This window comes from Pseudanabaena sp. Chao 1811, from assembly GCF_027942295.1.
GTDB lineage: Bacteria > Cyanobacteriota > Cyanobacteriia > Pseudanabaenales > Pseudanabaenaceae > Pseudanabaena.
In genome coordinates, this window is the sequence record NZ_CP101416.1 from 4528072 (window position 1) to 4551584 (window position 23513).

Annotated in this window: 20 protein-coding genes, 1 tRNA gene and 2 pseudogenes; 15 read left to right on the forward strand and 8 right to left on the reverse strand. The window is 43.3% G+C overall.

Annotated features, from left to right (window positions below; translation table 11 throughout):
- The first annotated feature begins 12 nt into the window (after positions 1-12).
- Complete coding sequence (locus NMG48_RS20675; RefSeq protein ID WP_271253280.1) at positions 13-399, forward strand: ribosomal maturation YjgA family protein; 387 nt, start codon at positions 13-15, stop codon at positions 397-399.
- A gap of 34 nt (positions 400-433) precedes the next feature.
- Here the strand turns inward: NMG48_RS20675 and NMG48_RS20680 are convergent, their stop codons facing one another.
- A complete protein-coding gene (locus tag NMG48_RS20680) occupies positions 434-1072 on the reverse strand; it encodes a lysozyme inhibitor LprI family protein (RefSeq protein ID WP_271253281.1) in 639 nt (212 codons plus the stop codon).
- 108 nt (positions 1073-1180) lie between these two features.
- Positions 1181-1600 (reverse strand): hypothetical protein, encoded by a 420-nt coding sequence (locus NMG48_RS20685; protein WP_271253282.1) that lies wholly within the window; start codon positions 1598-1600, stop codon positions 1181-1183.
- 95 nt (positions 1601-1695) lie between these two features.
- Here NMG48_RS20685 and purC point away from each other — a divergent pair, with 95 nt between their 5' ends.
- From purC to NMG48_RS20720, 7 genes are all read left to right on the forward strand, one after another.
- Entirely contained in the window at positions 1696-2430 is a 735-nt protein-coding gene (gene purC, locus NMG48_RS20690) for a phosphoribosylaminoimidazolesuccinocarboxamide synthase (RefSeq protein WP_271253283.1), read from the forward strand.
- 162 nt (positions 2431-2592) lie between these two features.
- A complete protein-coding gene (locus NMG48_RS20695) occupies positions 2593-4632 on the forward strand; it encodes a BamA/TamA family outer membrane protein (protein WP_271253284.1) in 2040 nt (679 codons plus the stop codon).
- A 2-nt stretch (positions 4633-4634) separates the two neighbouring features.
- Entirely contained in the window at positions 4635-5474 is an 840-nt protein-coding gene (lpxC, locus tag NMG48_RS20700; protein WP_271253285.1) for a UDP-3-O-acyl-N-acetylglucosamine deacetylase, read from the forward strand.
- Positions 5475-5528: 54 nt separating this feature from the next.
- A complete protein-coding gene (fabZ, locus tag NMG48_RS20705; RefSeq protein ID WP_271253286.1) occupies positions 5529-6047 on the forward strand; it encodes a 3-hydroxyacyl-ACP dehydratase FabZ in 519 nt (172 codons plus the stop codon).
- Between the two features lie 109 nt (positions 6048-6156).
- Positions 6157-6975 (forward strand): acyl-ACP--UDP-N-acetylglucosamine O-acyltransferase, encoded by an 819-nt coding sequence (gene lpxA / locus NMG48_RS20710; RefSeq protein ID WP_271255298.1) that lies wholly within the window; start codon positions 6157-6159, stop codon positions 6973-6975.
- Between the two features lie 248 nt (positions 6976-7223).
- The gene (locus NMG48_RS20715) at positions 7224-7553 is read left to right on the forward strand and encodes a Mo-dependent nitrogenase C-terminal domain-containing protein (protein ID WP_271253287.1); all 330 of its coding nucleotides are present in this window, start codon (positions 7224-7226) and stop codon (positions 7551-7553) included.
- A 287-nt stretch (positions 7554-7840) separates the two neighbouring features.
- Positions 7841-9109 (forward strand): hypothetical protein, encoded by a 1269-nt coding sequence (locus NMG48_RS20720; RefSeq protein ID WP_271253288.1) that lies wholly within the window; start codon positions 7841-7843, stop codon positions 9107-9109.
- A 51-nt stretch (positions 9110-9160) separates the two neighbouring features.
- Here NMG48_RS20720 and NMG48_RS20725 read toward each other — a convergent pair whose 3' ends face one another.
- The 3 genes from NMG48_RS20725 to miaB form a co-directional block, all read right to left on the reverse strand.
- Entirely contained in the window at positions 9161-10330 is a 1170-nt protein-coding gene (locus NMG48_RS20725) for a glycosyltransferase family 4 protein (protein ID WP_271253289.1), read from the reverse strand.
- A gap of 132 nt (positions 10331-10462) precedes the next feature.
- A tRNA-Lys gene (locus NMG48_RS20730) sits at positions 10463-10534 on the reverse strand.
- 89 nt (positions 10535-10623) lie between these two features.
- Complete coding sequence (miaB, locus tag NMG48_RS20735; RefSeq protein WP_271253290.1) at positions 10624-11976, reverse strand: tRNA (N6-isopentenyl adenosine(37)-C2)-methylthiotransferase MiaB; 1353 nt, start codon at positions 11974-11976, stop codon at positions 10624-10626.
- A gap of 258 nt (positions 11977-12234) precedes the next feature.
- On the opposite strand from miaB, the pseudogene NMG48_RS20740 reads away from it, so the two are divergent.
- A pseudogene (locus NMG48_RS20740) lies at positions 12235-12917 on the forward strand (helix-turn-helix domain-containing protein); the annotation flags it as partial.
- A 2-nt stretch (positions 12918-12919) separates the two neighbouring features.
- Positions 12920-13536: pseudogene (locus NMG48_RS21750) on the forward strand (IS256 family transposase); the annotation flags it as partial.
- 3 nt (positions 13537-13539) lie between these two features.
- On the opposite strand, the gene NMG48_RS20755 reads toward NMG48_RS21750, so the two are convergent.
- Complete coding sequence (locus tag NMG48_RS20755) at positions 13540-14034, reverse strand: transposase (RefSeq protein WP_271253293.1); 495 nt, start codon at positions 14032-14034, stop codon at positions 13540-13542.
- A 188-nt stretch (positions 14035-14222) separates the two neighbouring features.
- Between NMG48_RS20755 and NMG48_RS20760 the strand changes: the two genes are divergently transcribed.
- Positions 14223-16484 carry a transglycosylase domain-containing protein gene (locus NMG48_RS20760; protein ID WP_271253294.1) on the forward strand — a complete coding sequence of 754 codons (2262 nt, stop codon included), beginning with the start codon at positions 14223-14225 and terminating at the stop codon, positions 16482-16484.
- A gap of 304 nt (positions 16485-16788) precedes the next feature.
- Positions 16789-17064, forward strand: coding sequence for an HU family DNA-binding protein (locus tag NMG48_RS20765; RefSeq protein ID WP_126386049.1), 276 nt, complete (start codon positions 16789-16791; stop codon positions 17062-17064).
- A 186-nt stretch (positions 17065-17250) separates the two neighbouring features.
- Here NMG48_RS20765 and NMG48_RS20770 read toward each other — a convergent pair whose 3' ends face one another.
- Both NMG48_RS20770 and NMG48_RS20775 read right to left on the reverse strand, forming a co-directional pair.
- Positions 17251-19524 carry an NACHT domain-containing protein gene (locus tag NMG48_RS20770; protein ID WP_271253295.1) on the reverse strand — a complete coding sequence of 758 codons (2274 nt, stop codon included), beginning with the start codon at positions 19522-19524 and terminating at the stop codon, positions 17251-17253.
- Positions 19525-19624: 100 nt separating this feature from the next.
- Positions 19625-20482: an alpha/beta fold hydrolase gene (locus NMG48_RS20775; protein ID WP_271253296.1), complete on the reverse strand. Its 858-nt coding sequence runs from the start codon at positions 20480-20482 to the stop codon at positions 19625-19627.
- Positions 20483-21028: 546 nt separating this feature from the next.
- On the opposite strand from NMG48_RS20775, the gene NMG48_RS20780 reads away from it, so the two are divergent.
- The 3 genes from NMG48_RS20780 to NMG48_RS20790 all read left to right on the forward strand — a co-directional run bounded on the left by NMG48_RS20780 (position 21029) and on the right by NMG48_RS20790 (position 23510).
- The gene (locus NMG48_RS20780) at positions 21029-22270 is read left to right on the forward strand and encodes a response regulator (RefSeq protein WP_271253297.1); all 1242 of its coding nucleotides are present in this window, start codon (positions 21029-21031) and stop codon (positions 22268-22270) included.
- Positions 22271-22570: 300 nt separating this feature from the next.
- Positions 22571-22945, forward strand: coding sequence for a response regulator (locus NMG48_RS20785; RefSeq protein WP_271253298.1), 375 nt, complete (start codon positions 22571-22573; stop codon positions 22943-22945).
- Positions 22938-23510 (forward strand): chemotaxis protein CheW, encoded by a 573-nt coding sequence (locus tag NMG48_RS20790; RefSeq protein ID WP_271253299.1) that lies wholly within the window; start codon positions 22938-22940, stop codon positions 23508-23510. The genes NMG48_RS20785 and NMG48_RS20790 overlap by 8 nt, the downstream gene beginning before the upstream one ends.
- Positions 23511-23513: the final 3 nt, after the last annotated feature.

A 23513-nucleotide genomic window follows, 5' to 3' on the forward strand; every position in this document is an offset into this window, starting at 1 on the left:
AATGAAAATAAAATGATTACCAATAAACTTACTTTCAATCGCCAGTATTTCTATTTGACAGTTTTACTCTTTCTCATAGAAGTGGCGATCGCAGTTTTTTTCGATGATCAATTTATTCGTCCCTTTGTTGGTGATGTGTTAGTGGTCATCCTCATTTACAGCTTTGTGAGAACCTTTTGGAAAATCAAGGCAAATGTAGCTGCTCTATCGGTTTTAGTCTTTGCCTGTTTTGTCGAAGGATTGCAGTATCTCAATCTAATCGATAAATTAGGATGGCGGCAGTACAAAGTTTTAGCGATTATTTTAGGCACAACCTTTGATTGGAAAGATATCCTTGCCTATGTCCTTGGTACGGCAATCATCCTAGCTTGGGAAAATAGACCACCTAAAAGACAATAGTTAGAAGCGCACCCCGAAGGAGTGCGCTTCTATATTAGCGAATTCGTACCAATGCTTCTAGTTCCCTTAGACGACTCTCAGCTAAGCGATCGCGACATTGTCTTACAGTTTGTGATTCTTCACTAAACCGTAATGATTCAAACTGGCAGTGCTGTACTTGATAGAGTTGCCATTGGCGTTGCCCAGCAGAATTCTGTAAATTTTCCTGCTTCAAAATTGTATACAGCCTTTGGGCGGTTACATCTGGCGTAAGCTGCGAGTTATTTGTACCCTGTAAGTCGGCAATACGATCATTGGTAACTCTTGCCTGACAGCTTAGGTAAAGTAGCGGATAAATCGAACCCTTACGAAATGGAGCGGTCAACTCTTGGCAATGACTCTCTCGATAGGAAGTCCAATTTTGTTCTATTAATTTAAGTTGGTTTCGACCTGCCTCGGATTGGCGACTATAGATCTCTTCATAAATCAGCGATCGCAAAAAATCAGCAGTTTTTGCCCATCGGGAAGCACAGATATTCAGACCAATTTGCGTTTGGGACTCACAGGCAGGAGCTGCTACACCAAATATTTGCGATTGGGCAATGGTTTCAGCAGTGACAGGGGCGATCGCAAAGCAGGATAATCCCAAGGTGAGCGTAAGAGAACTTGAAATGGAATTTGAAATTATGTTCATGACTAGACCATCTTGATTAAGAATTTACTAGGTAGCTAGGGGCAATTAAATATAAAACCCCAAATGCACAGCATTTGACTCTGGGTTTGAATTATGCCCAGCTACTTATCAAAAACTATTGCCAGCTTTAAATCCGTACCAATCACCAATAATGGGATATTCATAAACTTTAGTGCCAAAATGTTGACTTCCATAGGGATTAGGTTGATAAACAAATCCAAAGTAGAAAGAGTCAAACAGAAAGCCATATTGACCAGTACTAAAGTAAATACCACCACGATTATCGCGATCGCATTCTATGACCTTATAGAAACCTAATTGTTGCTCAGTGGGTTTGCTATTACAGATGGATTTGAGCTTGTCGGCATCGGCAATTACCGCTTCAAAAGCAGGACGTGATAGGGCAAAAGTAACTGTTTGAGGCAGATTTGTTTTTAATAAAATCGTAGTTAGACCAATTGTGATCGCAAAAGCAAGCAATAATCTACGGCGATCGCGTTTAGTTCGCTGAGCAAGCTGAGCAGGCAAAAACTTTTCTCGATTACGGAGTCGGAATCAGGCTACTTTCTGGGTAGTTCACATTGCTATAGAATACTTAAGCAATTACTTATCGCAATATATCCATGAGTGGAACCAAGCTCTACGAAGGCAAAGCCAAAATTCTATTTACGACAGATGATCCTGATATTTTGCTGTCACGCTATAAAGATGATGCAACTGCCTTCAATGCTCTTAAAAAAGGGACGATCGCCAACAAAGGGGAAGTAAACTGCGCGATCGCATCCCATATTTTTCAGTATTTGGAAACTAAAGGTATCGCCACTCATTTCATCAAGCAAATCTCACCTAACGAAATGCAGGTTGCTGCTGTTAAGATTTTGCCGATCGAAGTGGTGGTAAGGAATATTGCCGCAGGTAGCATTTGCAAACGCCTCGGTATAGAGCAAGGGCAACCCCTGAAACAACCCCTTGTCGAATTTTTTTATAAAAATGATGAACTTGGCGATCCGCTAATTACCGATGCCCATGTTGCCATGCTTGATCTAGCCACCCCTGAACAGGTTGATCAACTCAAGCAACTTGCTCTTAGTATCAATCAGCACCTACAAACATTTTTTGATCAATGCAACCTAATCCTCGTTGATTTTAAAGTGGAAATAGGAGTAAATTCCAGTGGTAAGTTGCTACTAGCTGACGAAATTAGCCCCGATACCTGTCGCCTCTGGGACAAAGCGATCGCCGATCCCACCGCCCGTATTTTAGACAAAGATCGGTTCCGTCAAGATCTGGGCAATGTTGCTGAAGCCTATCAAGAAGTCCTCAAGCGCGTATTAGAAGCTCAGGCTGCTCTCATTTAAAGGTATTTATAAAAAAGCTAGATCAGCAATTATTGCTAGCTCTAGCAATATAGGGATGTTGGAAGTTATAGTAATTTATTACTAACTCCAGAAACTTTCTGTTTACATTTGCTCGTCAATAGTTTCCTGTTAAAAAAATTCTGTAGGTGTTTGGAAGACTCTATGCGTATAAACTTGCTCGTATTCACAGCCATTGCCGCATCCAGCACATTACTGTCCAATCCCCTGCTGGCAAAGGCTGCCCCTGCACGGCAAGAGATTGCTCAAGCGCCGACTCCGCAGCCCACTACTCCTCCCACTACATCCACCCCATCTACACCACCAACTAATACACCGCCTCAGCCAGCTCAGCCAGCTACACCACCTCAACCACCTCAGCCAACTACACCCACCTTTACTCTCCCATCCAATACTCCTGCCCCAGCACCTGCGGCGGAAGTCCAAGTCCTAGTTGGTGAAGTAGCAATCAAAACACCAGAAGGACAGCCGCCATTACCTCCTGAGCTTCAGCAAAGGGTTTATGATGCGATCGCCACAAAACCCGGTCGCACCGTTACCAAGACACAACTGCAATCCGATATCAACGCTATATTTGCTACAGGTTTCTTCTCAAATGTCCAAGCTGAGCCAGAAGACACAGATATCGGTGTGCGTGTCACCTTCTTTGTCTTACCCAATCCTGTCCTCAAATCCGTCAATACTGAAGGCACAAAAGTATTAGAAGCAGGCGTAATTGATCGAATTTTCGGTTCACAAATTGGCAAGGTTACTAACCTCAAAGATATTCAAACAGGGGTCAAAGAACTCGAAAAGTATTATCAAGATAAAGGCTATGTACTAGCGCAAATCGTTGATATCAAAGCCACCCCTGAAGGCAATATTAATCTCGTCGTATCAGAGGGTGTAATCGAAGGTATTAAGGTTGCCTTCATCAACGAAGATGGCAAAACCGTAGATAAAGATGGTAAGCCAGTTACAGGTAATACCCGTGATTTCATCATTACCCGTGAATTGACAATTAAAGAAGGTGAAATCTTTAATAAAAATACAGTGCAAGGGGATTTACAAAAGGTCTTTGCGTTAGGACTATTTGAAGATCTCAATATTGGACTTGCCCCTGGTACTGATCCACGTAAGGTTATCGTGACCGTAAACGTCAAGGAACGGAATACAGGTTCGATCGCTGCGGGTGCAGGCTTAAGTTCATCAACAGGACTATTTGGTACGGTCAGCTTCCAGCAACAAAACCTTGGTGGTAATAACCAAAAGCTTGGCTTGGATATTCAAGTGGGCGAACGGGAATTATTATTTGACCTCAACTTTACAGATCCTTGGCTAGCGGGTGACCCCTATCGCACCTCATTTACAGCTAACCTTTTTAACCGCCGTCTATTTAGCTATGTTTTCGACAGTCCTGTGGGCATTGGCGCAAATAATGATACTCCTCGGATTAACCGCCTTGGTACAGGTTTTAGCTTTTCGCGCCCCTTAAGCAGTAACACGACAGCTTCCCTCGGTTTACGCTACGAGCGAGTCAGCATCACCGATAGTAACAATGCGATCGCCACGGTTGACTCCTTAGGCAATCCGCTGACTTCTAGTGGTACTGGTCAGGATGACTTACTATTGCTGCAATTTGCCTATGCTAGCGATCAACGCGATAACCCCATTAAGCCCTCCTCTGGTTCCGTATTTCGGATTGCAACCGAACAATCAATTCCTATCGGTTTAGGCTCAATTTTCTTAAATCGTGTCAGGGCTAGCTATAGCTACTTTATCCCCGTCAACTTTTTGAACTTCTCCGAAGGTACACAGGCTCTTGCTTTTAACCTGCAAGCAGGAACCGTCATTGGTACTTTGCCACCCTATGAGGCATTTCAACTCGGTGGTAGCAACTCAGTACGTGGCTGGGATGAAGGCAAAATCGGTAGTGGTCGCAGCTTTGGTATCTTCTCAGCAGAATATCGCTTCCCTGTGTTCAATATCGTAGGTGGCGTACTATTTTTTGACTACGGCACTGATTTAGGCTCGGCATCATCGGTTCCCGGAAATCCCGCAGGAGCGAGAAATAAACCAGGTAGTGGTGCGGGTTATGGCATTGGCGTGCGGGTACAGTCACCCCTTGGCGCAATTCGGGTGGACTACGGCTTATCGTCTAACGGTGGCACTCAGTTTAGCTTTGGTCTAGGAGAAAAATTCTAGCCATGCTTTACCAACAGACGATCGCGACCCCATTTTCATTGTCGGGGATTGGGCTGCATAGCGGTGAGCAGGTTTCTGTGACTGTAAAGCCTGCTCCCATAGATTCAGGACGCTATTTTATCTACGGCGATACCAAAATTCCTGCGGATACGACAGTAGTTAAGGCATCGCAGCTCTCCACTGAGTTACGTCACAATGGCACAGGGGTTCGTACCGTTGAGCATTTGCTCTCCGCCTTATTTGGTATGGGTGTGCATAATGCCTGTATTGAAATGTCGAGCGCAGAGTTACCAATTCTTGACGGTTCGGCTTTGCCTTGGGTGGAAGCGATCGCCAAAGTTGGGATTAAAACACAGATAGAGGGTGATCGCTGGATTCCGTTAAAAGAAGCAGTCACAGTTGCTAGAGGTGATAGCTTTGTGACCGCAATTCCTGCGGATACCTTGCGTTTTACCTATGGGGTCGATTATCCAAGTAAGGCAATTGGGGAGCAATGGTTTAGCTGGTCGCCTGCGATCACAGACTTTAGCGAAAAATTTGCGACAGAAATTGCCCCCGCCCGAACTTTTACCCTCGCTGCCTATATCGATCAAGCTCGTGCCGCAGGGCTAATCAAGGGTGGTAGTCTAGACAATGCGATCGTTTGTGATGAGGAGCGCTGGATTAATCCACCCCTACGTTTTGACAATGAACCCTGTCGTCATAAACTTTTAGATCTCATTGGTGACATAAGCTTGCTAGGATTTTTACCTAGGGCGCATATTCTTGCCTACAAAGCAAGTCATAACCTTCATGCTGAATTTGCGCTAGCGATCGCCCAAAAGCAAATCTCTGAAATTTAGAGATAGAGCTGCTGCCCACCTAGCCCTCAAATACCGCCAAATTAATACCTAAATATGTCCACCTTGACCGAAGACACAAAGACAAATAGTACCGATCAAAGCCCTGAGCCTAGTGCCGATCCTGCCAATAGCGCTCCTAGTCAAATTTTGATGATCGAAGATATTCAGAAATTATTACCCCACCGTTATCCATTTCTGCTAGTCGATCGCATTATTGAGTTTGTTCCCAACAAATCTGCAACAGGCATTAAAAATGTCACCTTTAATGAACCTTTCTTTCAAGGGCATTTCCCCAATCATCCGATTATGCCGGGGGTATTGATTGTGGAAGCAATGGCACAGGTAGGCGGTATAGTGCTGAGACATTTACCTGGGATGGAAGATCAACTGTCACTCTTTGCGGGTATTGATAAAGTGCGCTTTCGTCGCCCCGTTGTACCTGGTGATCGCTTGACTATCACCACCGAATTACTAGTGGCGCGTAAGCGCTTTGGTAAGATGCAGGGACGAGCAGAAGTCGATGGTCAACTCGCCTGTGAGGGTGAATTGATGTTTTCATTAGTTAATCTCTAAATTTTATAGGGTGTGCCAAGCGCCCTCCAAAATTATCATTTGTTATCTGGCGATCCAAGCGATCGCAAACCAAGCGATCTATCTTAGTATCAAGCGAGCCAAACTTTTTATGCCTGTGTCTCATGCGCCTGTGTCTGAATTTATTCACCCGACAGCCATAGTGCATCCTGATGCCCAACTCCATCCGACCGTCAAAGTTGGAGCTTATGCCGTCATCGGTGAGCAGGTGAAAATTGGCGCTCATACTGTCATTGGACATCATGCCATTGTCGAGGGGCGTACCGAAATCGGCGATCGCAACCAAATTTACCCAGGAGCAGCGATCGGTCTCGATTCTCAAGATTTGAAATACTCAGGAGCCGATAGTCTTGTCCAGATCGGTAATGACAATCGGATCCGTGAATATGTAACCATTAATCGCGCCAATGAAGCCGATGAGATTACCCGTATTGGTAGTGGTAATTTGTTGATGGCCTATGTCCATGTCGGACATAACTGCGAAATCGAAGACCGCGTGATTATTGCTAATGGTGTAGCTTTAGCGGGGCATGTTCATATAGAGTCCTATGCCAGACTTAGTGGTGTGCTAGGTGTACATCAGTTTGTCCGCATTGGTCGTCTGTCAATGGTGGGCGGTATGAGCCGAATTGAGCGTGATGTGCCTCCCTATATATTGGTTGAAGGCAATCCATCCCGTGTGCGTACCCTCAATCGCGTGGGTATTGATCGCGCTGGGCTAGATACGGAAACTCAGCAATTGCTGAAGGGGGCATTTCGATTGCTCTATCGTCAAGATTTGACATTAGTGGAAGCTCTCGAAAAATTAGTTACCTTTGCTGATAATCCCCATGTGCAGCATTTGCGCCAATTTCTACAGGATTCGATCACTTTGTCTCATCGACGAGGGCCTATTCCTAGCCGAGTTTAAGCTAAAAAAAGGGCGTGCAAAGCACGCCCTTTTTTTGGGAGTTTTGCGATCGCCAATACATACAAGTGGGTATCCTTTGATCTATGAAGAGTATAGAAAAAGCACTATCTTCTGGCTGTATCCGTAATCTCATACATAAGGATGAATAATGTACTTTTTGACACTCTATTTAAAGTAATTATGTTAAGATTAGTAACGTAAATGCTTTAAACGTACATAACTCTGATTAAAGAGAGCGTTTGGTGAACATGTCAAGTATTAATAGCACTGGATTTGGCGGGGAAAACCCATATCTCGGAAGTTCTCAATCTCAAGTATCCTTCGATATCCTCAAACCTTTACGCAAGAAACTCGATAGCTTTGAAATTCAGAAATCACAGACTGCCCATTTCATTGCCAAGCTAATTCCTGCTCAATGTCCCTTTGAGCGTACGGTTAAAATCTTTGGTCATACCTTGATCCATATTCCACCCCTTTGTAAGCTTAATCCCCTATATGACGAATTTGTCTATCTCAGATTTCGTGCCCTCTGCTTTTTAGCCGATCGCTGTGGTGAAGATATAAGTGCTTACTGTTAGCAAAAAGAGGGTTGGCAAGCAACCCTTGTTTAGTGAATTCTGAGCGCTACCATTAAAAGACAAACCCTTATCTAGCAATGGTTTTGGCAGAGGGTTTGCGTAACAAAGCATCTCTCAAAGCCCAAAAGTAAAAGCCTTGCGTAGCAAGGCTTTTACTTTTGGGCTTTAAAATTTGCCAGCTTAAACCGAACTGACGTTAAAACAAATCTTTTGGTTACAACACCTAAAAAATAAATGATGTAAGCTTAGCTTATGTCATTTATTTTTTGTAGTTAAGAGTGTGAATTATGCAGAAAAAAGTGCAATGGCTATGGCGATCGCTGATCGCTTTTTTTATTGCGGGTTTAGTTATTTTCTCCACGATCGCATTGCAACCTAGTAACGCAGCGATCGCCCCATTGCCCGATCCTTACCTTACCTCTGGAAAACTTGCAGAAGGTGAAAAAGCTCTCAGTGAATACTTACAAGCTAATCCCAAGGACGACAAAACTCGTTTTGGACTAGGTGTAATCCAATTAATGCGTGGAACTGAGCGATTGATGCAATCGCTCTATCGCTATGGCATGAGCCAAAGTCCCTTGTCTAATTCAATCCCTTTTGTGCGTTTGCCAATTCCTCAAAACCCTAAACCAGACACCATCACCTATGATGCTCTACAACAGGTGTTTCAAGGATGGATTGATGACTTGTCTACAGTTCGCAGTACCCTTGAGCCAATTCAGGATCAGAATCTAAAACTTGCTCTAAGACTAGGTTTAATTCGTCTAGATTTTAATGGTGATGGCAAATCTGATGATACAGAAATGCTGTGGCAAGTTTTTAATGCCGTCACAGGCATGGAAGTTACCGAAAAAGACGCGCAGCAATTTTTAATTGCCTTTGATCATGGCGATGCCCTATGGCTACAAGGCTATACCCATGTTTTGGGTGCGATCGCTGAGTTTTTACGTGCCTACGATAGCCATGAGCTATTTGCTGCTTGTGCACATCTATTCTTTCAAAATGTCGATACTCCCCATAAGTTTTTACTCACTAGCCGCCGCAAATCTCCCGAAGACTATAGTAATAATTTTGAATTTTTTGACTTAATTGCCGCAATTCACCTTTCTAAGTTTCCACTGATAGAACCGCAACGAATGACGACCGTTCTCAATCACATGAAATCTGTAATTCGCCTCAGTCGAGAATCATGGAAATCAATTCTTGCCGAAACTGATCGCGATCGCGAATGGCTTCCTAATCCTAAACAAACTTCAGTCATTCCCAATGTCCGTGTTACCAATGAAATGCTCAAATCTTGGTTCAAATCTCTCGATGAAACTGGCTTGATTTTAGAAGGCAAGAAGAATCTTCCATTCTGGCGTGATTCCAAATTAACTATTAATTTTGCCAAAGTTTTTACTGAACCTCGCGCTTTTGATCTGGTGTCATGGGTTCAAGGTACTGCGGCAACACCCTATCTTGAAAAAGGTAAAGTAACTGACATTCGTGTGTGGAATGAAATGCTCGATGCGTTTGGAGCCAATCTATTTAACTTTGTAGTTTGGTTTAATTGATATAACTCTTTTTAGAAGAGCGACCCGAAGGGTCACTCTTCTAAAAAGAAATTAGAAAGCGCTAACTCTTACCCACTGTTGACTCATCGTTTGCTCATACAAAACTTCTAAGCGATCAATATTTTTAACTAACGTATAGCGATCTAAAACCCTTTGTCTTGCCTTGATACCGATAATTTTTGCCATCTCAGGATGATCGACAAATAGCGGCAAAAGTGTACAGAGTTGCGAAGTCACCTTATGGGAATCAAGGATAATCCCTGCACCATGCTCAATCACCTCACCATCTGCACCCACATCGGTGGCAATACAAGCAACACCGCAGGACATTGCTTCCAACAAAGATAGGGATAATCCTTCTACTAGTGAAGGCAAAATAAATACATCCGTACCACGTAAAATTTCGATTCGTCTTTGTTCATCGGCGATATAACCCATCCAGACAATGCTGGGGTCATTACCATAAAAGGCTTTTAATCCTGCTAAGAGGGGACCCGTACCAACGATCGCTAATTTGCAGCCTTCAGGCATTCGACATTTTCGCCATGCCTTAAGCAGAGCCTCTACATTTTTCTCAGCAGCTAGTCGTCCTTGATAGAGAAATAGCACATCAGCCTTGAGTTCTTCCTTGATATTTGAAGGTCCGGGAGAATAGCGATCGCTATCGACACCATTAGGAATAATCGCAATTCTGGTATTGGGAACACCTAATTTATTCAGGAGTTCCTTTTGAATATTAGAAAAGATAATAACTTGGTTGTAATCTGCCAAGGATGGCGCATAAATCTGATAAGTAAGTTGCTGGGTGCTAGATGCAAGATTACGACGTTTGATGTCAAAGGGCTGGTGAAAGGTTGCCACAAGTGGTAAATCTAGCTCTGCACATATTTCTGGCAAGCGGAAATCAAGGGGGGATATCGCAAGGGAAGCATGAATAAGATCGGGCTTTAGCGATCGCAGGGAATCCACCAGAATTTTATTAGCCCGCAATGATGGAACAGTATAAATCGTGGATTTGTAGAGAAAAGGTAAAGCGACATCCTGTGCTTCTTGAGAGTTTTCGTCCAATTCCTCATGATCTGGATTATCGTGATCCGACTCAGGAGCAAAATGCATAAAGCTGACACGATGTCCGCGATCGAGTAATGCATTTGTAATTTCGCGACTATAGGTCACGTTGCCACAAGCAGGCGATTTTTTCCCTAACCATGCAATATGCATGAACTACACCACATTATTATCAAAGGTATAATACCAAATGCTCAGACGACAACACTTTGCACATTAGCAAAAAATATTTTTTATAATAAAGACTTAGCCAGTGCAACGCACTGGCTAAGTCTTAGGATTTTATGGGTCGCCCGGGATTCGAACCCGGAACTAATCGGTTAAAAGCCGAGTACTCTACCGTTGAGTTAGCGACCCTGATTTAGTTGTTGTGTTTGGTTTCACTAAGCGCTTGCGGCTGTGTTTGAACTTCCGTTTTTATCGCGCTTAGCTAGTCTAACACGACTTTAGCAAATAACACCAGTTAAACTGAAAGGTCTAACCTCAGTAATCTTTATGGGAACTGTTTGACCTATTAGTTCAGCTAATGATTTGCCTGTAGTGTTTTCTGTAAAGGCAATGCGATTGGTGCGGGTACGCCCCATTACTTGATGAGGATCTTTATGATTTGTGCCTTCGATCATGATTTCTTCGATCCGTCCTGCATAACGCTGCGATCGCAAAGCTGCATTTTGGTTAACGGCATGGTTGAGGCGTTGAAGGCGATCGCTTTTAATCTCCTCACTCAACTGATTTTCCCAAACTGCCGCAGGTGTCCCCGGACGAGGTGAATAGGCGGCTGTATTGACGAGATCAAAGCCGATGTCATTGACCAGTTGTACAGTGCGCTCAAACTGCTCCTCAGTTTCCCCTGGGAAAGCAACGATCGCATCGGCAGTAATTGCCGCATCAGGCATTACCGCACGGATATCATCGATAATGCGACGGTAACGCTCATGGGTATAGCCCCTAGCCATCGCCTTGAGGATATCGTTATCCCCTGACTGAAAGGGTATATGGAAATGTTCGCAAACCTTTGGTAGTTCGGCGCAAGCTTTGATTAGGCGAGAGCTAAAGTAACGAGGGTGACTGGTAGCATATCGAATGCGATCGATCCCCTCCACATCATGGACGTAATAGAGTAAGTCCGTAAAGGTGATTTTGCCACCAACGCCAGCGCCAATACCACCTGCGGGGAGATCGCGACCATAGGCATCAATATTTTGACCAAGCAAGGTAATTTCTTTGTAACCCTGAGCCGCTAGTCCCTCAATTTCCTTGCGGATCACTTCAGGCGTGCGGGATTGTTCGCGCCCACGTACCGAGGGGACGATGCAATAGGTACAGTTTTCGTTACAGCCATAAATGACATTGACCCAAGCCGATACGGAGCTATTGCGTCGAGGTGTAGTAATGTCTTCTTCGATATAGGCTTCTTCGGTGGCGGCAACTTGATTGCCATTAAAAACCTGTCCCAAAAGGTCGCCAAGACGGTTGACATGCTGAGGACCCATCACAAGATCAAGCTCAGGTACTCGTCTCAGTAATGCCTCACCTTCTTGCTGGGCGACACAGCCAGCGACAACTAGAGTTAAGTTAGGATTTTCGCGTTTGCGCTTTGCTTGTCTGCCGAGGTAAGAATAAACTTTTTGCTCGGCATTGTCGCGAATGCTGCAAGTGTTATACAAAATCAGGTCGGCTTCTTCGCTTTCCTCGGTTGACTGATAGCCCATATCTTCCAAAACGCCTGCCATGCGTTCGGAGTCAGCTTTGTTCATTTGGCAGCCGAAGGTGACGATGTGATATTTCTGAGCAGTCATGAAAGTGTTTAACCAAGCCGAAAAGATTGCTGTCCTATTCTAATATCTTTCAGCATTGATTGTCAGGTTTACTAAGTGTTTGGCTTTGGGGCAATCATCAATCAAAACTTTTAAATTTCAGACTATTGATCAAGGTGTTAACCTAAATTCAGTTTATACAAGGATATAGACAAACTCAGCCATAACTATACTTTGACTGGGAGTAGACTTTATTTTTCAAAAGGGGAAGAATGGAAGAAACGTTAACTTTGTTCCAAGATGATCCGACTAACATTTACCAAAGAAGAAATAGATGCGCTACATTACGAAAGATTCCATCATCCGCATCCACGAGTACAGAGAAAAATGGAAGCACTATACCTAAAAAGTCAGAACTACCCACACAAAGAAATCACAAAACTGCTAAGAATCAGTGAACCGACACTGTTGAGCTATTTACGAGATTATAAAGAGGGAGGGATAAGCAAACTCAAAGAACTAACCTTTAATCCCCCCCAGAGTGAACTAAAAAAGCATCAAGAAAGTATAGAGATATATTTTCGAGAACATCCACCCAAAACACTAGCTCATGCAGCAGCAAAAATTAGCGAGTTGACAGGGATTGTCCGAAGTCGAGAACAGGTGCGTCATTTCCTGAAATCGATGGGAATGAGTTGTCACCGAGTGGGTCTAATACCTGCTAAGGCTGACCCAGCAGCACAAGAGGAATTTCTCAAAAAAAACTAGAACCACGCTTAGAGGAAGCTAAATCTGGACAAAGAGCCGTTTTCTTTGTCGATGCGGCACATTTTGTCCTCGGTGCTTATTTAGGCTTTTTGTGGTGTTTTGAACGCTTGTTTGTCAAATCTGGGGCTGGAAGGCAGCGTTTTAATGTCCTCGGTGCACTTAATGCTGTTACTCATGAGTTGATTACTGTGACTAATGATTCTTACATCAATGCTCATTACTGGGTATGTGGATTTCCCCCAATGAAGGTGCGAAATTCTGACTGTCAGTACTGACCGAAATTCATAACCGTGGGGTCAAAGATATTTTGATTGCCTGTGTCGATGGCTTGACTGGTTTCCCTAATGCCATTGAGACTGTGTTTCCTAAAACTCAGGTGCAGTTATTCATTGTCCACATGGTCAGAAACTCGGTCGCTTTTGTACCTTGGCAACAGCGTAAGCAAGTTTGTGCTGACCTCAAGGCTATTTATAACTCTGCAACGGAGTCGGAAACGGAGTTTAACCTTGAGTTGTTTGCTGAAAAGTGGGACAAGCAATATCCATCAATCTCCAAGTCTTGGCGTAGTCATTGGGCGCGAACATTATCCCCTTCTTTACTTTCCCCCCTGAGATTCGTAGGACGATTTATACCACCAAGGCACTTGAATCGATGAATAGTAGCTTGCGGAAGGTGATTAAATCTCAACAGATTTTTCCGACCGATGAAGCGACTTTCAAGCTGGTTTATCTTGCCATGCGGAATATCTCGAAGAAGTGGACGATGCCGATTCGCGATTGGAAGCCTCCACTTAATCGCTTTGCCATCCTCTTTGAGGATCGTCTCCATATCTAGCTTCTAGACTTTACACAATTTACTTGACAGTCTCGGTTCTCCCGACTCTGTCGCCATCAAATGAATTTTAATACCGTAAAAGTACCGTTTCTTGCTGGCCTGATAGCCTCGATACTCTTCATTTCCATCATAGATTTTTGACCTTGGTATGCGGATATTGTCACAAACGGGTATCGGAAAACTATCAATGCTGTAAATCGATTTGGTGTTCAGTTGTTTCCATGCTTGTCCCAAAGCTTCAAACAACATCAATAGCATCGGTTCCACCCTATACAATCTGCGGTTGAACCGACTCCGACTAAGCATTTTGGGAATGTATTGTGGCTCTGACAAATGTTTTCTTGCCTTCTCGAAATTTCCACAAAAATACACAACTGCAACTATAGCTGTAGTCATTACTTCAGCATCACTCATCTGTTGCTGGCTATCGTCCCGATGATTCATCGCTCGAAGAATGTCATCACACAGGCAATAAATCGCTACAATTTCATCATTCATTTTTCTTGCTGCTACTTGGCTTTTGTCCTTTGTAGCAGCATTTTTTTGTTATAGCTATTAGGTCGCAACTTGGGTTAAATTAAGTTTTTTCTTTTGATACCAAGCATAGTCATAGCGTTGTCAGTGCATAATTAAATTTGAGGTCATGACTGGAAACCATGCTCTCAAATTTTACGTCCTAGCAATTTATGAAATCGCCACAACCGCCAGCCCAGCCTAAGTCACCGAAACCACCTAAGTCAAAGTTGATGACTCAGATCAATCAACTGACGCAGGTAGTTAATGGGGTATTAAAAATTAATCCGAAAGAGCGTGTCCCCAAGCTAGAAGTGCGCCGATCGCAAAAGGATAAGCCCGAAATTTATGACTTAGTAGGCGATCGCTACATATTAGGACGTAGCACTAGTAAATGCGATATTGTCGTGCAAACGCCACTGGTGAGCCAAGTTCATGCCCAGTTAGTTCGCGATCGCACCCAAAAGAAAGCGCAATTTATTCTCCAAGATCAAGACTCGACGAATGGCATTTATCGCGATAAGCAGCGACTTAAGTCTGTGCCATTACGTCACAAAATGAAAATTACGCTGGGTCCCCCAGAACTAGCCGAAGCTGCCACAATTCGCTATATTGATCCGCCACCTTGGTATATCCGCACGGTGCAATATACGGGCATTGGTCTAGGCGCGATCACAGGAATAATCGTATTAGCGATCAGTTATGAAGTGGGGCGCGTTCCCGATCTGAAGCCCTTGCCCGTTACCCAACAGGGACCTGTAGAAGTCTTGGCAGGCGATGGCGTGAAACGTCTTGATCCTACGGAGATTGCCAACCATACGGAATATAATACTTTTGCAGAGTTTGGGAAGTTTATTCCCAATGCCGTAATCGCTTCTGAAGATACTTCTTTTTATTGGAATATTGGCGTTGATCCCGTAGGTGTGGCAAGGGCATTAGTAACTAATGTCCGTAGTCGAGGTGAACGCTTAGAGGGTGCAAGTACGGTTACGCAGCAGTTAGCCCGCAATCTGCTCGGTAAAACCTATGTCGGAACTGATGACTCCGCGGGACGAAAATGGCGGGAGGCGGCGGCGGCAATCAAGCTCACCTTTACCTATAACAAAGAGGAAATCCTCCGTCTTTATCTGAATCGCGCCTATACAGGTAATGGAGTCTATGGATTTAAGGATGCTGCTAAGCTCTATTTCGGGAAAGAAGCCTCAGAACTAAATCTCTCAGAGGCAGCTACGCTAGTTGGTTTGCTACCTTCTCCTGAAACTATCAATCCATTTAAGAATAAAGATCTTGCCATCGAATATCGCGATCGCATTCTCAATCGCATGGCAGAGCTAGGCATGATTACCGATAAGGATGCGGATCGGGCAAGGCGCACGGTATTAATCCTCAACGAAGCGGCTAAAACAAAACTTCAAGGCTCCGTTGCGCCCTATTACTACAGTTATGTTTTTGATGAATTGGAGGAAATTCTCGGCAAAAACTTTGCAAGGGAGGGCAATCTCATCGTCGAGACTAATCTCGATATCGCTATGCAGAAAGCTTCTGATACCGCTTTGCGCGATGCGGTAGATCGCGACGGCGCAAATTATGGATTTAGCCAAGGGGCGATCGTTACGGTCAATACAAGTGATGGTTCATTGCTATCGATGACAGGTGGTGTCGATTACAAAACTAGTCAGTTTAACCGTGCTGCCCAATCTCTGCGCCAACCAGGTTCTACTTTTAAATTATTTAGCTACGCTGCTGCCGTCGATCAAGGGATTTCCCCTAGTACGACTTTCTCATGTAATGCATTGTCGGGGATTGTTGGTTGTCACAATGGTGGTAGTGGGGCGATCGATATGTATCGGGGCTTTGCTCTGTCTGAGAATGTAGTGGCAGTGCGTGTAGCTGAAAGAGCAGGGCTAGAGAATGTCATTAAAATGGCAAGAACTTTGGGGATCACCGCTAAGTTGGATGCCTCTAGCAACATGGTTTTAGGCGGTAATGAAGTCAAGATTCTTGAAATGGCTGGAGCCTATGCCACGGTGGTCAATGAGGGTAAATATATCAAGCCCCATGCGATCAAACGAATTCTCGATAGTGCTGACTGTAAAAATCCTAAGGATCGCCAAACCTGTCGCGTCATTTTTGATGCTAGTACATTCATTAAGCCCCGTCAGGTAATTGATGCGGGTGTGGCTAGTACGATGGTGGATATGATGCGTGGTGTTGTGCAGTATGGTACGGGGCGATCGGCCGCCATTCCTCAAGGTACAGTCGTGGGTAAGACAGGAACCACTGACGAAGGTCGCGATCTTTGGTTTATTGGTGCAGTACCTCGGCTTAATTTAGTGACTGCGGTCTGGTTAGGCAATGATGAAGGTGTAACGAAAGGCTCAAGTACAGTTGCCGCAGGGGTTTGGGGTGATTATATGCGTCAGGCGGCTCGCTAACTCAACAGAAAGAATTTGATGCATTCTTTCTATTGATATAAAAACTTTTGCGAAACTTTTGTCAAAAGCGCTTGACGACTGCCATAGGTGCTGTAGTATTGATTCCGTCTCATCAATGAAATTGGAATTAAATTAGTAGAAAACACTAAGCACAAATTCCTAATGTCACGGTTTTCAAATTGTTATAGACAACTTGAAAACTCCAGAATCTATATTTTTCTTAGTTTTTGATTTTTGCTTTGGCATAGACAAAGTAAAAATCGCGGTAATACTTATTAATTAAAGCTACTTAGGAGCTATTGCGATGAATAAAGGTGAACTAGTAGATGCGATCGCCGAAAAGGTAAATGTATCTAAAAAGAATATTGAAGTGATCGTTACTGCTGCACTCGAGTCAATTGTTGATGCTGTTGCTGATGGTGATCGCGTTACTTTAGTTGGCTTCGGTTCCTTCGAGCCACGCGAACGCCAAGAACGTGAAGGTCGTAACCCCCGCACTGGCGAAAAGATGGTCATTGCTGCTACCCGTGTGCCTGCTTTTTCCGCTGGTAAGCAATTTAAAGAAAAAGTAGTTGAATAATAATTAACGTCAGTTCGGGTTAAGCTGGCAAATTTTAAAAGCCCAAAAGTAAAAGCCTTGCTACGCAAGGCTTTTACTTTTGGGCATTGAGAGAGGGTTTGCGTAGCAAACCCTCTCTCAATGCCCATTTCAAATTATTCCGAACTCGCGTTAATTAAAAAAAGGCGGCGCGAAGCGCCGCCTTTTTTAGATCGGTAGTAGCAAACTTTGCTCGATCGCTTGTCTGACGGGTTGACGCACATAGCAATCACTTTCTAGACATTCCACGAGGAGGCGATTTGCCTCACAATATTGACGTAATTGCTCCAGTTGATTGGGATTAAGATTCCAGATTTGACCGATATTCCGATAACTGATTGCCTGTTGGCGCAGGTTACTTGCCCAATCTTGCCATTTGTGATCGCTATCAGCATCTTCAGGACAGGTATTAATTAATTCTGCAATAGCTTTGGCTAGTCGAGAATCGGACATTTCTTGCGCATATTCCAAGGCAAGGCTCAAATCCAATTCCAGATCAAGTCCTAAATCTTCACCATCTTTAGTTTCTAGCGCACGGGCTAGGTCAAAGGCAAGATCAAGATTGAGGTTGCGGTTTTGACAAAGATCGAGATCAAGGACAAGGATACGTGCTAGGACATTGGCTAGGTTCAAGGCATCACTTTGGGCGATCGCCCGACCGAGGGTGAGATAAAACGCCCGTACTGACTGAATGCGATCGCTGACCTGAGCAGTCTCAGCTTTTTGTTTCACCCATTGCAACAGATTTTGGAGTTGACGATCATTGGCAATTAGGCGATCGCATTGATCCTTCATCGACTGTAATAAATCATCTGCCGATCGCATCATACCTACTGCAAGACGCAAGACATCATGCCAACGACGGTCTCTGATCTTACTGGCTAGCAAGGTCAGGGTTTCAGGATTGCCATTGTAAACTAGCTCCCTCGCCGCCAAATATTCCTGAAAAGTTAAATGGGAAAAGGAATAAATCCCCTTAGCACGTTCGACAAATAAACCATGCTGAGACTCGATTGCCTTAATAATCGCCTCACTATCAAGCTGTAAAGCCTCTTCATCGGTATGGGCTTTAGGCAAATTGCGAATGTAATCGGTGATGTAACTTTCCAAATCGACTTGCCGAAAGAAATAATCCCCTTGATAGAAAGTCGTACAGGCAACTTGCGCTAATAAGTCCTCTTTACGCTGCATTGAGAGATTTTTATAGATCTGATGGCGCTCAATATTACGCTTAGCATCCCATTTCTTAAGTAGAACGTCTAATCCTTCGCGATAGAGTTCGGAACGGTTGGTGGGGAAATCGCCATATTCATCAAACACGAGACAGAGTAAGGTCAGCAATAAGGGATTCGTCGCTAGCTCTTGAATGGGACGATTTTCTTCTACCTTGCGTAAAAATAGTTCAATATGTCGAGAATTGCCGCTAAACCAGCGCTGGGCAAACTGAGAAATCTGTAATGGCTGAAAGTTAGCCACCTCAACCTCTGTAAACTTCTCAAAAACATATTCCTGCGCTCCCAATCGGCTGGTAATGACAAAACGATTGGTATAGTAATGTTCTGAGAAACTCCGTAAATCTTCGAGAACTCGATGCAAATCATCTTCACGAACTTCGTCGAGTCCATCTAAAAATAAAATTGCCCGACCATGCTGCAACAAGTGCTTGAGCGTTGGTTCATCACCAATGTTATAGGCACGAAAATCTTGAGAAATATAATCTAAAATATGTGCCTGTGACTCTGAACCTGAATATTGCCGTAATGTCACAAAAATTGGTACTAAATCGCTAAAAATATCTCCCTGAGAACATTTTAGGGCAGTATATTTTAAAAGCGTCGTTTTCCCAGCCCCCGGTTTACCCAGTAGCATTAATTTGCGATAGCGTTGCAACGCATCCATGCTGGAAACTCGGCTCTCATCGATCGCTGAAGCCCCAAGGCGATCGCGTCCGTGATAGGTGGCAAGCAGTTCGGCAATTCCTAAACGGCGGCGACTGGTAATTTTTTCTAAGACATCAGTTCCCGTATAGATTTCTTCTAAGCTAATCGGATGTGACATATCCAAAACCCGCATTGTGGCACAGCGTTCTTGGATGATTTGGCGACTGCGATAGCGTAATTGCTGGACAAGTTCTTCGATGTCGATATCTAATGCCACGGTGGCTAAGGCAGGAGTTGCGGACTTAGCAATAAGTGCGTTTTGATCATTTTGGGAATTGGTCTCCGCATCTAAATAATTCTGCAAAATATGTAGGAGGCGATTATTTTTGCCAGGACCTTTGCCGCTAATGTCAAACTTGCGATAAATCTCCCCCATCCTCTTGCGGTAGGCTTCTTCAGAAATGCCTAAAAAGCTAGCAACTTCACGATCTTCACGGTTTTCCCCAAATCGTAATAGGAATACACTTTCCTGATCAGCCGAAAGCTGGTGGATTTGTGCCATTCGCGTCAGAAATTTTTGGGGAAACATAAGCTATAGACGTTTTAGCAAGCCAGTAGATTTAATTTATCAGAAATATCGCGTCGCCTCTTATTTCTAGAGCTTATTGCATGTTTCGATCGCACCATGCCTCAATATCCGCTAACAAGCGATCGCCAATTTCCCAAGGCAATAAATGCGCGGTATGGGGATAACAAATAAATTCGCAATTGGGTAATAATTTGGCAGTCTCGGCGGTTGAACTAGCGGTAATATGCCGATCCTGCTCGGCCGCGATCGCTAAACATGGAATTTGGATTTTAGCTAAATCTTGAGTGCGATCATAGCCTTGTCGCAGTGCTTGCATTAAGGCTATGTGAGCATAACGTGAAGTTTGCAGATAAGCCTTTGCGCCTGTAGTGGCAATACGGTCATAGGCAGTTTTTGTATGCTGCTGGATTAAATATTTGATCAGCGATCGCTTGCCAAACCAATCAATATGCCATCGAGTATTGGGGGCGATCGGTGCTAAAGCTAGGTGTGAAATTACAGCAATCACTAAATTTACATATTCCCACCAAGCAATTTTCGGCAAACTACTACGGGGCTTAGCGGATGTAGCAATCAGAATTAGCCCTGCAATTTGGGGCTTGGTCGCCGCTTGGGGATTGTTGTGGCTCTCAAAGGTACGAAGTGCCAACTCGATCGCTAAAATCCCACCTAAAGACCAACCCAAAATCAAAAATTCAGTATTTGGATGCTCCCGCTCTCGTTCCAATAAATCCCAAAGATCTTGAATGTGATCAGACATAGCAAAAGCAGAACTAGCTTTAGCCCTGCCATAACCACGCAAATCTGGAGCGATCGCCTTGATCCCCCGCGCCTGAAAATGCTTAACAAAGATCTGCATTGCTTCACTATTGCCAGGATGTCCATGCAGACAGATAACCTTGAATTGACGTAATTGGCGATCACTACTCATTTAACTGCTCATTGGCAAACCTCGCTAGCCCCCCACTCCGCAAGGGACTAGCAGTAATAAAATACTAGATTTTCGTTATTAAAAACCAGATACGCACGGCTACGTGTGCGTATCTGGTTTTTGGGAGCTACTTATACCAAAACTAAAAATGGCTACGCCATTTTTAGTTTTGAAAACCCTTACTGGGTTTGTTTTTTAATTCATAAAAGTGTTGTCACACTTTCGTGAATTGGTATTAACACGAGTTCGGGATAATTTGAAACGGGCTTTGAGAGAGGGTTTGCTACGCAAACCCTCTCTCAAAGCCCAAAAGTAAAAGCCTTGCTTAGCAAGGCTTTTACTTTTGGGCTTTAGCTTAAATCAAACCGATGTTACTTACGGCAATTGGCGCTTAATTTGAAGAATGTATCTAAAATCACCAATTGAATTTGTCTCAGGTTGCTACGATCTAGGATGGAATAATCCGCATTGTGTAAATTTTTTGCAAATATTTTTTGTGAATATTTTTCTGTCCAATTTCTGTCCAAGCGCACCCAGCAAAAAAACATGATTGCTATGACAGGTTCCTTGCCTAACTCAGACCTCGTGTCAAACAATGCCCTAAACAACAATGTAGCTCCCAATTTAGCAGATGGACAGGTAGTGCGGAATGCCACATTACATATCCTACTCGCTGCTATGCGGGTTATGAGTCGTTCTACTGGCGTGATTCAAGTAGAAACTAAGCATCATCGATGGAAATTATTACTTAGGGGTGGAGGCTTGGTCTTAGCAGAGGAAGAAGGTCAAGTAATCCCGACATTAGTTCGTAAATATAATAATAAAGGGATTAATTTCTCGCGTATTCCTGAATGGGAGCAGCGCCAGCCCAATCGTCCCTATTGCTATCCTTTTGTTAGCAATGTTTATAAAAAATATCCTGATATTACGAAAGAGGTTTTAAAAGAGATTGTTTTAGAAAATTTGCTGGCTCTACATTTAGAAGATAACTTTTCTTTTGTATGGCAACCTGCTCAAGATTTAAAAACAGATCTACCGATTTTGCAACTATCCATGCTGGAAAATGCGATCGCTAATGAAGTCAAGCAATGGCAAAAATTTGCATGTGTCAAGCATCCCTATCAAGTCGTGCAGCTTGTGGATGCTGCGAATTTGTTAGCTAGGGTTGGTAATGACAATTTTCCCGTGTTTGCAAAGGTCACAACGGGACAAGATCGCATCAGTGCGATCGCCGATACTTTTAAGCAACCAACTTATCGGACAGCTCTACTACTAGATAAATTAGCCCAGAAAAATATTGTATCGATTTTGCCATTACAAGAACGCAGATCAGAGCATGAAATTGGTGCTCGTTATTTTGTAAATCTACCAGTAGCTACTAAAAACGAGCCTAAGGTTTTTATCGTTGATGATTCGCCTGTATTACTACAACAAATGCAGCGTTTGCTGACAAATTGGGGATATCAAGTTGACTTTACCGATAATGCTGAAGCTGCAACTGAAAAAATTTTGGACTATAAGCCAAGCATTGTCTTTATTGACATCAATATGCCAAGTTTAAATGGCTTTGATTTGATTAAACAAATCCGTCGCCAAAGAGATCTATCGACCCTTTCTCTTGTGTTAGTTACTGCTGAAAATAGCATGACTAATAACTTTAGAGCAAGATGGGCAAACTGTCGTTTTTTGGCTAAGCCAAGATCGTCTTCAGATACACCAAAATTCCGCGATGAATTGCGTAACTTATTGCGAGAACTTGCACCTTTATCAACAGATACATTGGTCTAAAGCCTAGATATCATCGTATTTAGGCTTATTCAAGAAATATATAATGTAGCCTTTATCTCCAAAGATTACTATTTCTTAAATATCTTAAATATTGACATCTATTTAGATATTTTTATATGTCGATAAGCATCTCATATAATTGCAGGTTGGGGCTATTTAATTAGCAAACTATTTAAATAGTATTGAAAATCAGCTAAAAGACTGATTTCCTAATATGTAATCCTAACCGAGTATTTATCCAGACCAGATTAATAATTTCTATCAAAGTATTCTCATTCAGATAGTAAGGCACTAAGAATTATGACCGACCGTTTTTTAATAATTGATGACTCTGCAACTCAAAGGCATTTATTAAGCTCTTTCTTGCAGGATTTAGGTCATGCTGTAGATTTGTGCGAATCAACCATCGGGGCTTTAGAAAAAATTATCAACAACCATTACACGGCAGTTTTTCTAGATATTGTCTTACCCGATCAAGATGGTTATCGATTTCTGCGTGAAGTGCGATCGCACCATCAGACTGCTGATCAGTATGTGATTCTGTACTCAACTAAAACTACCAAGTTGGAAATAGACTATGGCTTAAAGCGAGCCAAGGCTAATGACTATTTACCCAAGCCTGTGAGCCGTGAGTCATTGTCGGAAGTCTTACGGAAATTGCCTCAACATGTCTAAACCGCACCAATTCATGCCGCCGAATAATCGCTATATCATGGCAAAAGTCGGCGATCGCACAGTTACCTTTCCTGATGTTTTGGTGTCAGAAATTATGATCGTGGAGCGTAATGCCATCCTAGCTTTACCCTTTTATGAAAATGTGATCGTGGGGGTCATCCATCACCAAGCTACTGTGATGCCTTTGCTATTATTAAGATTATTAATTGGAGAACAACGGACTTTAATCAGTGAATCGCTGACGGTAGTGAGATTAAGTAAAGTTGCCGATGAGTTGAGTGATCAAAAGCTGGAAGGGGTGGGAATCATTGTAGACCGAGTTGTCGGTAGCCTTGAAGCTCATGAATATCAACCTAGTAACGATTACAGCGATTATCAAAACTTGGAGCTAGATTCATCTGATCTGCTGAATCTAGGGAAATCAGATCGCATTGTTACAAAAAAAATAAATCAAACAGTAGCGAATATTAAGGAGAACGAGTATACTCCCATTGAAATTATCCTATCGAGCATTCATACCCATATCTGGCAACCGCAACGCTGGGGTAAGTATAGTGTAGGATAATCC

Coding starts and splice junctions, on each gene's coding strand:
- NMG48_RS20675 (WP_271253280.1), top strand. CDS start 13: ATGATTACCAATAAACTTACTTTCAATCGCCAGTATTTCTATTTGACA.
- NMG48_RS20680 (WP_271253281.1), bottom strand. CDS start 1,072: ATGAACATAATTTCAAATTCCATTTCAAGTTCTCTTACGCTCACCTTG.
- purC (WP_271253283.1), top strand. CDS start 1,696: ATGAGTGGAACCAAGCTCTACGAAGGCAAAGCCAAAATTCTATTTACG.
- NMG48_RS20695 (WP_271253284.1), top strand. CDS start 2,593: ATGCGTATAAACTTGCTCGTATTCACAGCCATTGCCGCATCCAGCACA.
- lpxC (WP_271253285.1), top strand. CDS start 4,635: ATGCTTTACCAACAGACGATCGCGACCCCATTTTCATTGTCGGGGATT.
- fabZ (WP_271253286.1), top strand. CDS start 5,529: ATGTCCACCTTGACCGAAGACACAAAGACAAATAGTACCGATCAAAGC.
- lpxA (WP_271255298.1), top strand. CDS start 6,157: ATGCCTGTGTCTCATGCGCCTGTGTCTGAATTTATTCACCCGACAGCC.
- NMG48_RS20715 (WP_271253287.1), top strand. CDS start 7,224: ATGTCAAGTATTAATAGCACTGGATTTGGCGGGGAAAACCCATATCTC.
- NMG48_RS20720 (WP_271253288.1), top strand. CDS start 7,841: ATGCAGAAAAAAGTGCAATGGCTATGGCGATCGCTGATCGCTTTTTTT.
- NMG48_RS20725 (WP_271253289.1), bottom strand. CDS start 10,330: ATGCATATTGCATGGTTAGGGAAAAAATCGCCTGCTTGTGGCAACGTG.
- miaB (WP_271253290.1), bottom strand. CDS start 11,976: ATGACTGCTCAGAAATATCACATCGTCACCTTCGGCTGCCAAATGAAC.
- NMG48_RS20755 (WP_271253293.1), bottom strand. CDS start 14,034: ATGAATGATGAAATTGTAGCGATTTATTGCCTGTGTGATGACATTCTT.
- NMG48_RS20760 (WP_271253294.1), top strand. CDS start 14,223: ATGAAATCGCCACAACCGCCAGCCCAGCCTAAGTCACCGAAACCACCT.
- NMG48_RS20765 (WP_126386049.1), top strand. CDS start 16,789: ATGAATAAAGGTGAACTAGTAGATGCGATCGCCGAAAAGGTAAATGTA.
- NMG48_RS20770 (WP_271253295.1), bottom strand. CDS start 19,524: ATGGCACAAATCCACCAGCTTTCGGCTGATCAGGAAAGTGTATTCCTA.
- NMG48_RS20775 (WP_271253296.1), bottom strand. CDS start 20,482: ATGAGTAGTGATCGCCAATTACGTCAATTCAAGGTTATCTGTCTGCAT.
- NMG48_RS20780 (WP_271253297.1), top strand. CDS start 21,029: ATGATTGCTATGACAGGTTCCTTGCCTAACTCAGACCTCGTGTCAAAC.
- NMG48_RS20785 (WP_271253298.1), top strand. CDS start 22,571: ATGACCGACCGTTTTTTAATAATTGATGACTCTGCAACTCAAAGGCAT.
- NMG48_RS20790 (WP_271253299.1), top strand. CDS start 22,938: ATGTCTAAACCGCACCAATTCATGCCGCCGAATAATCGCTATATCATG.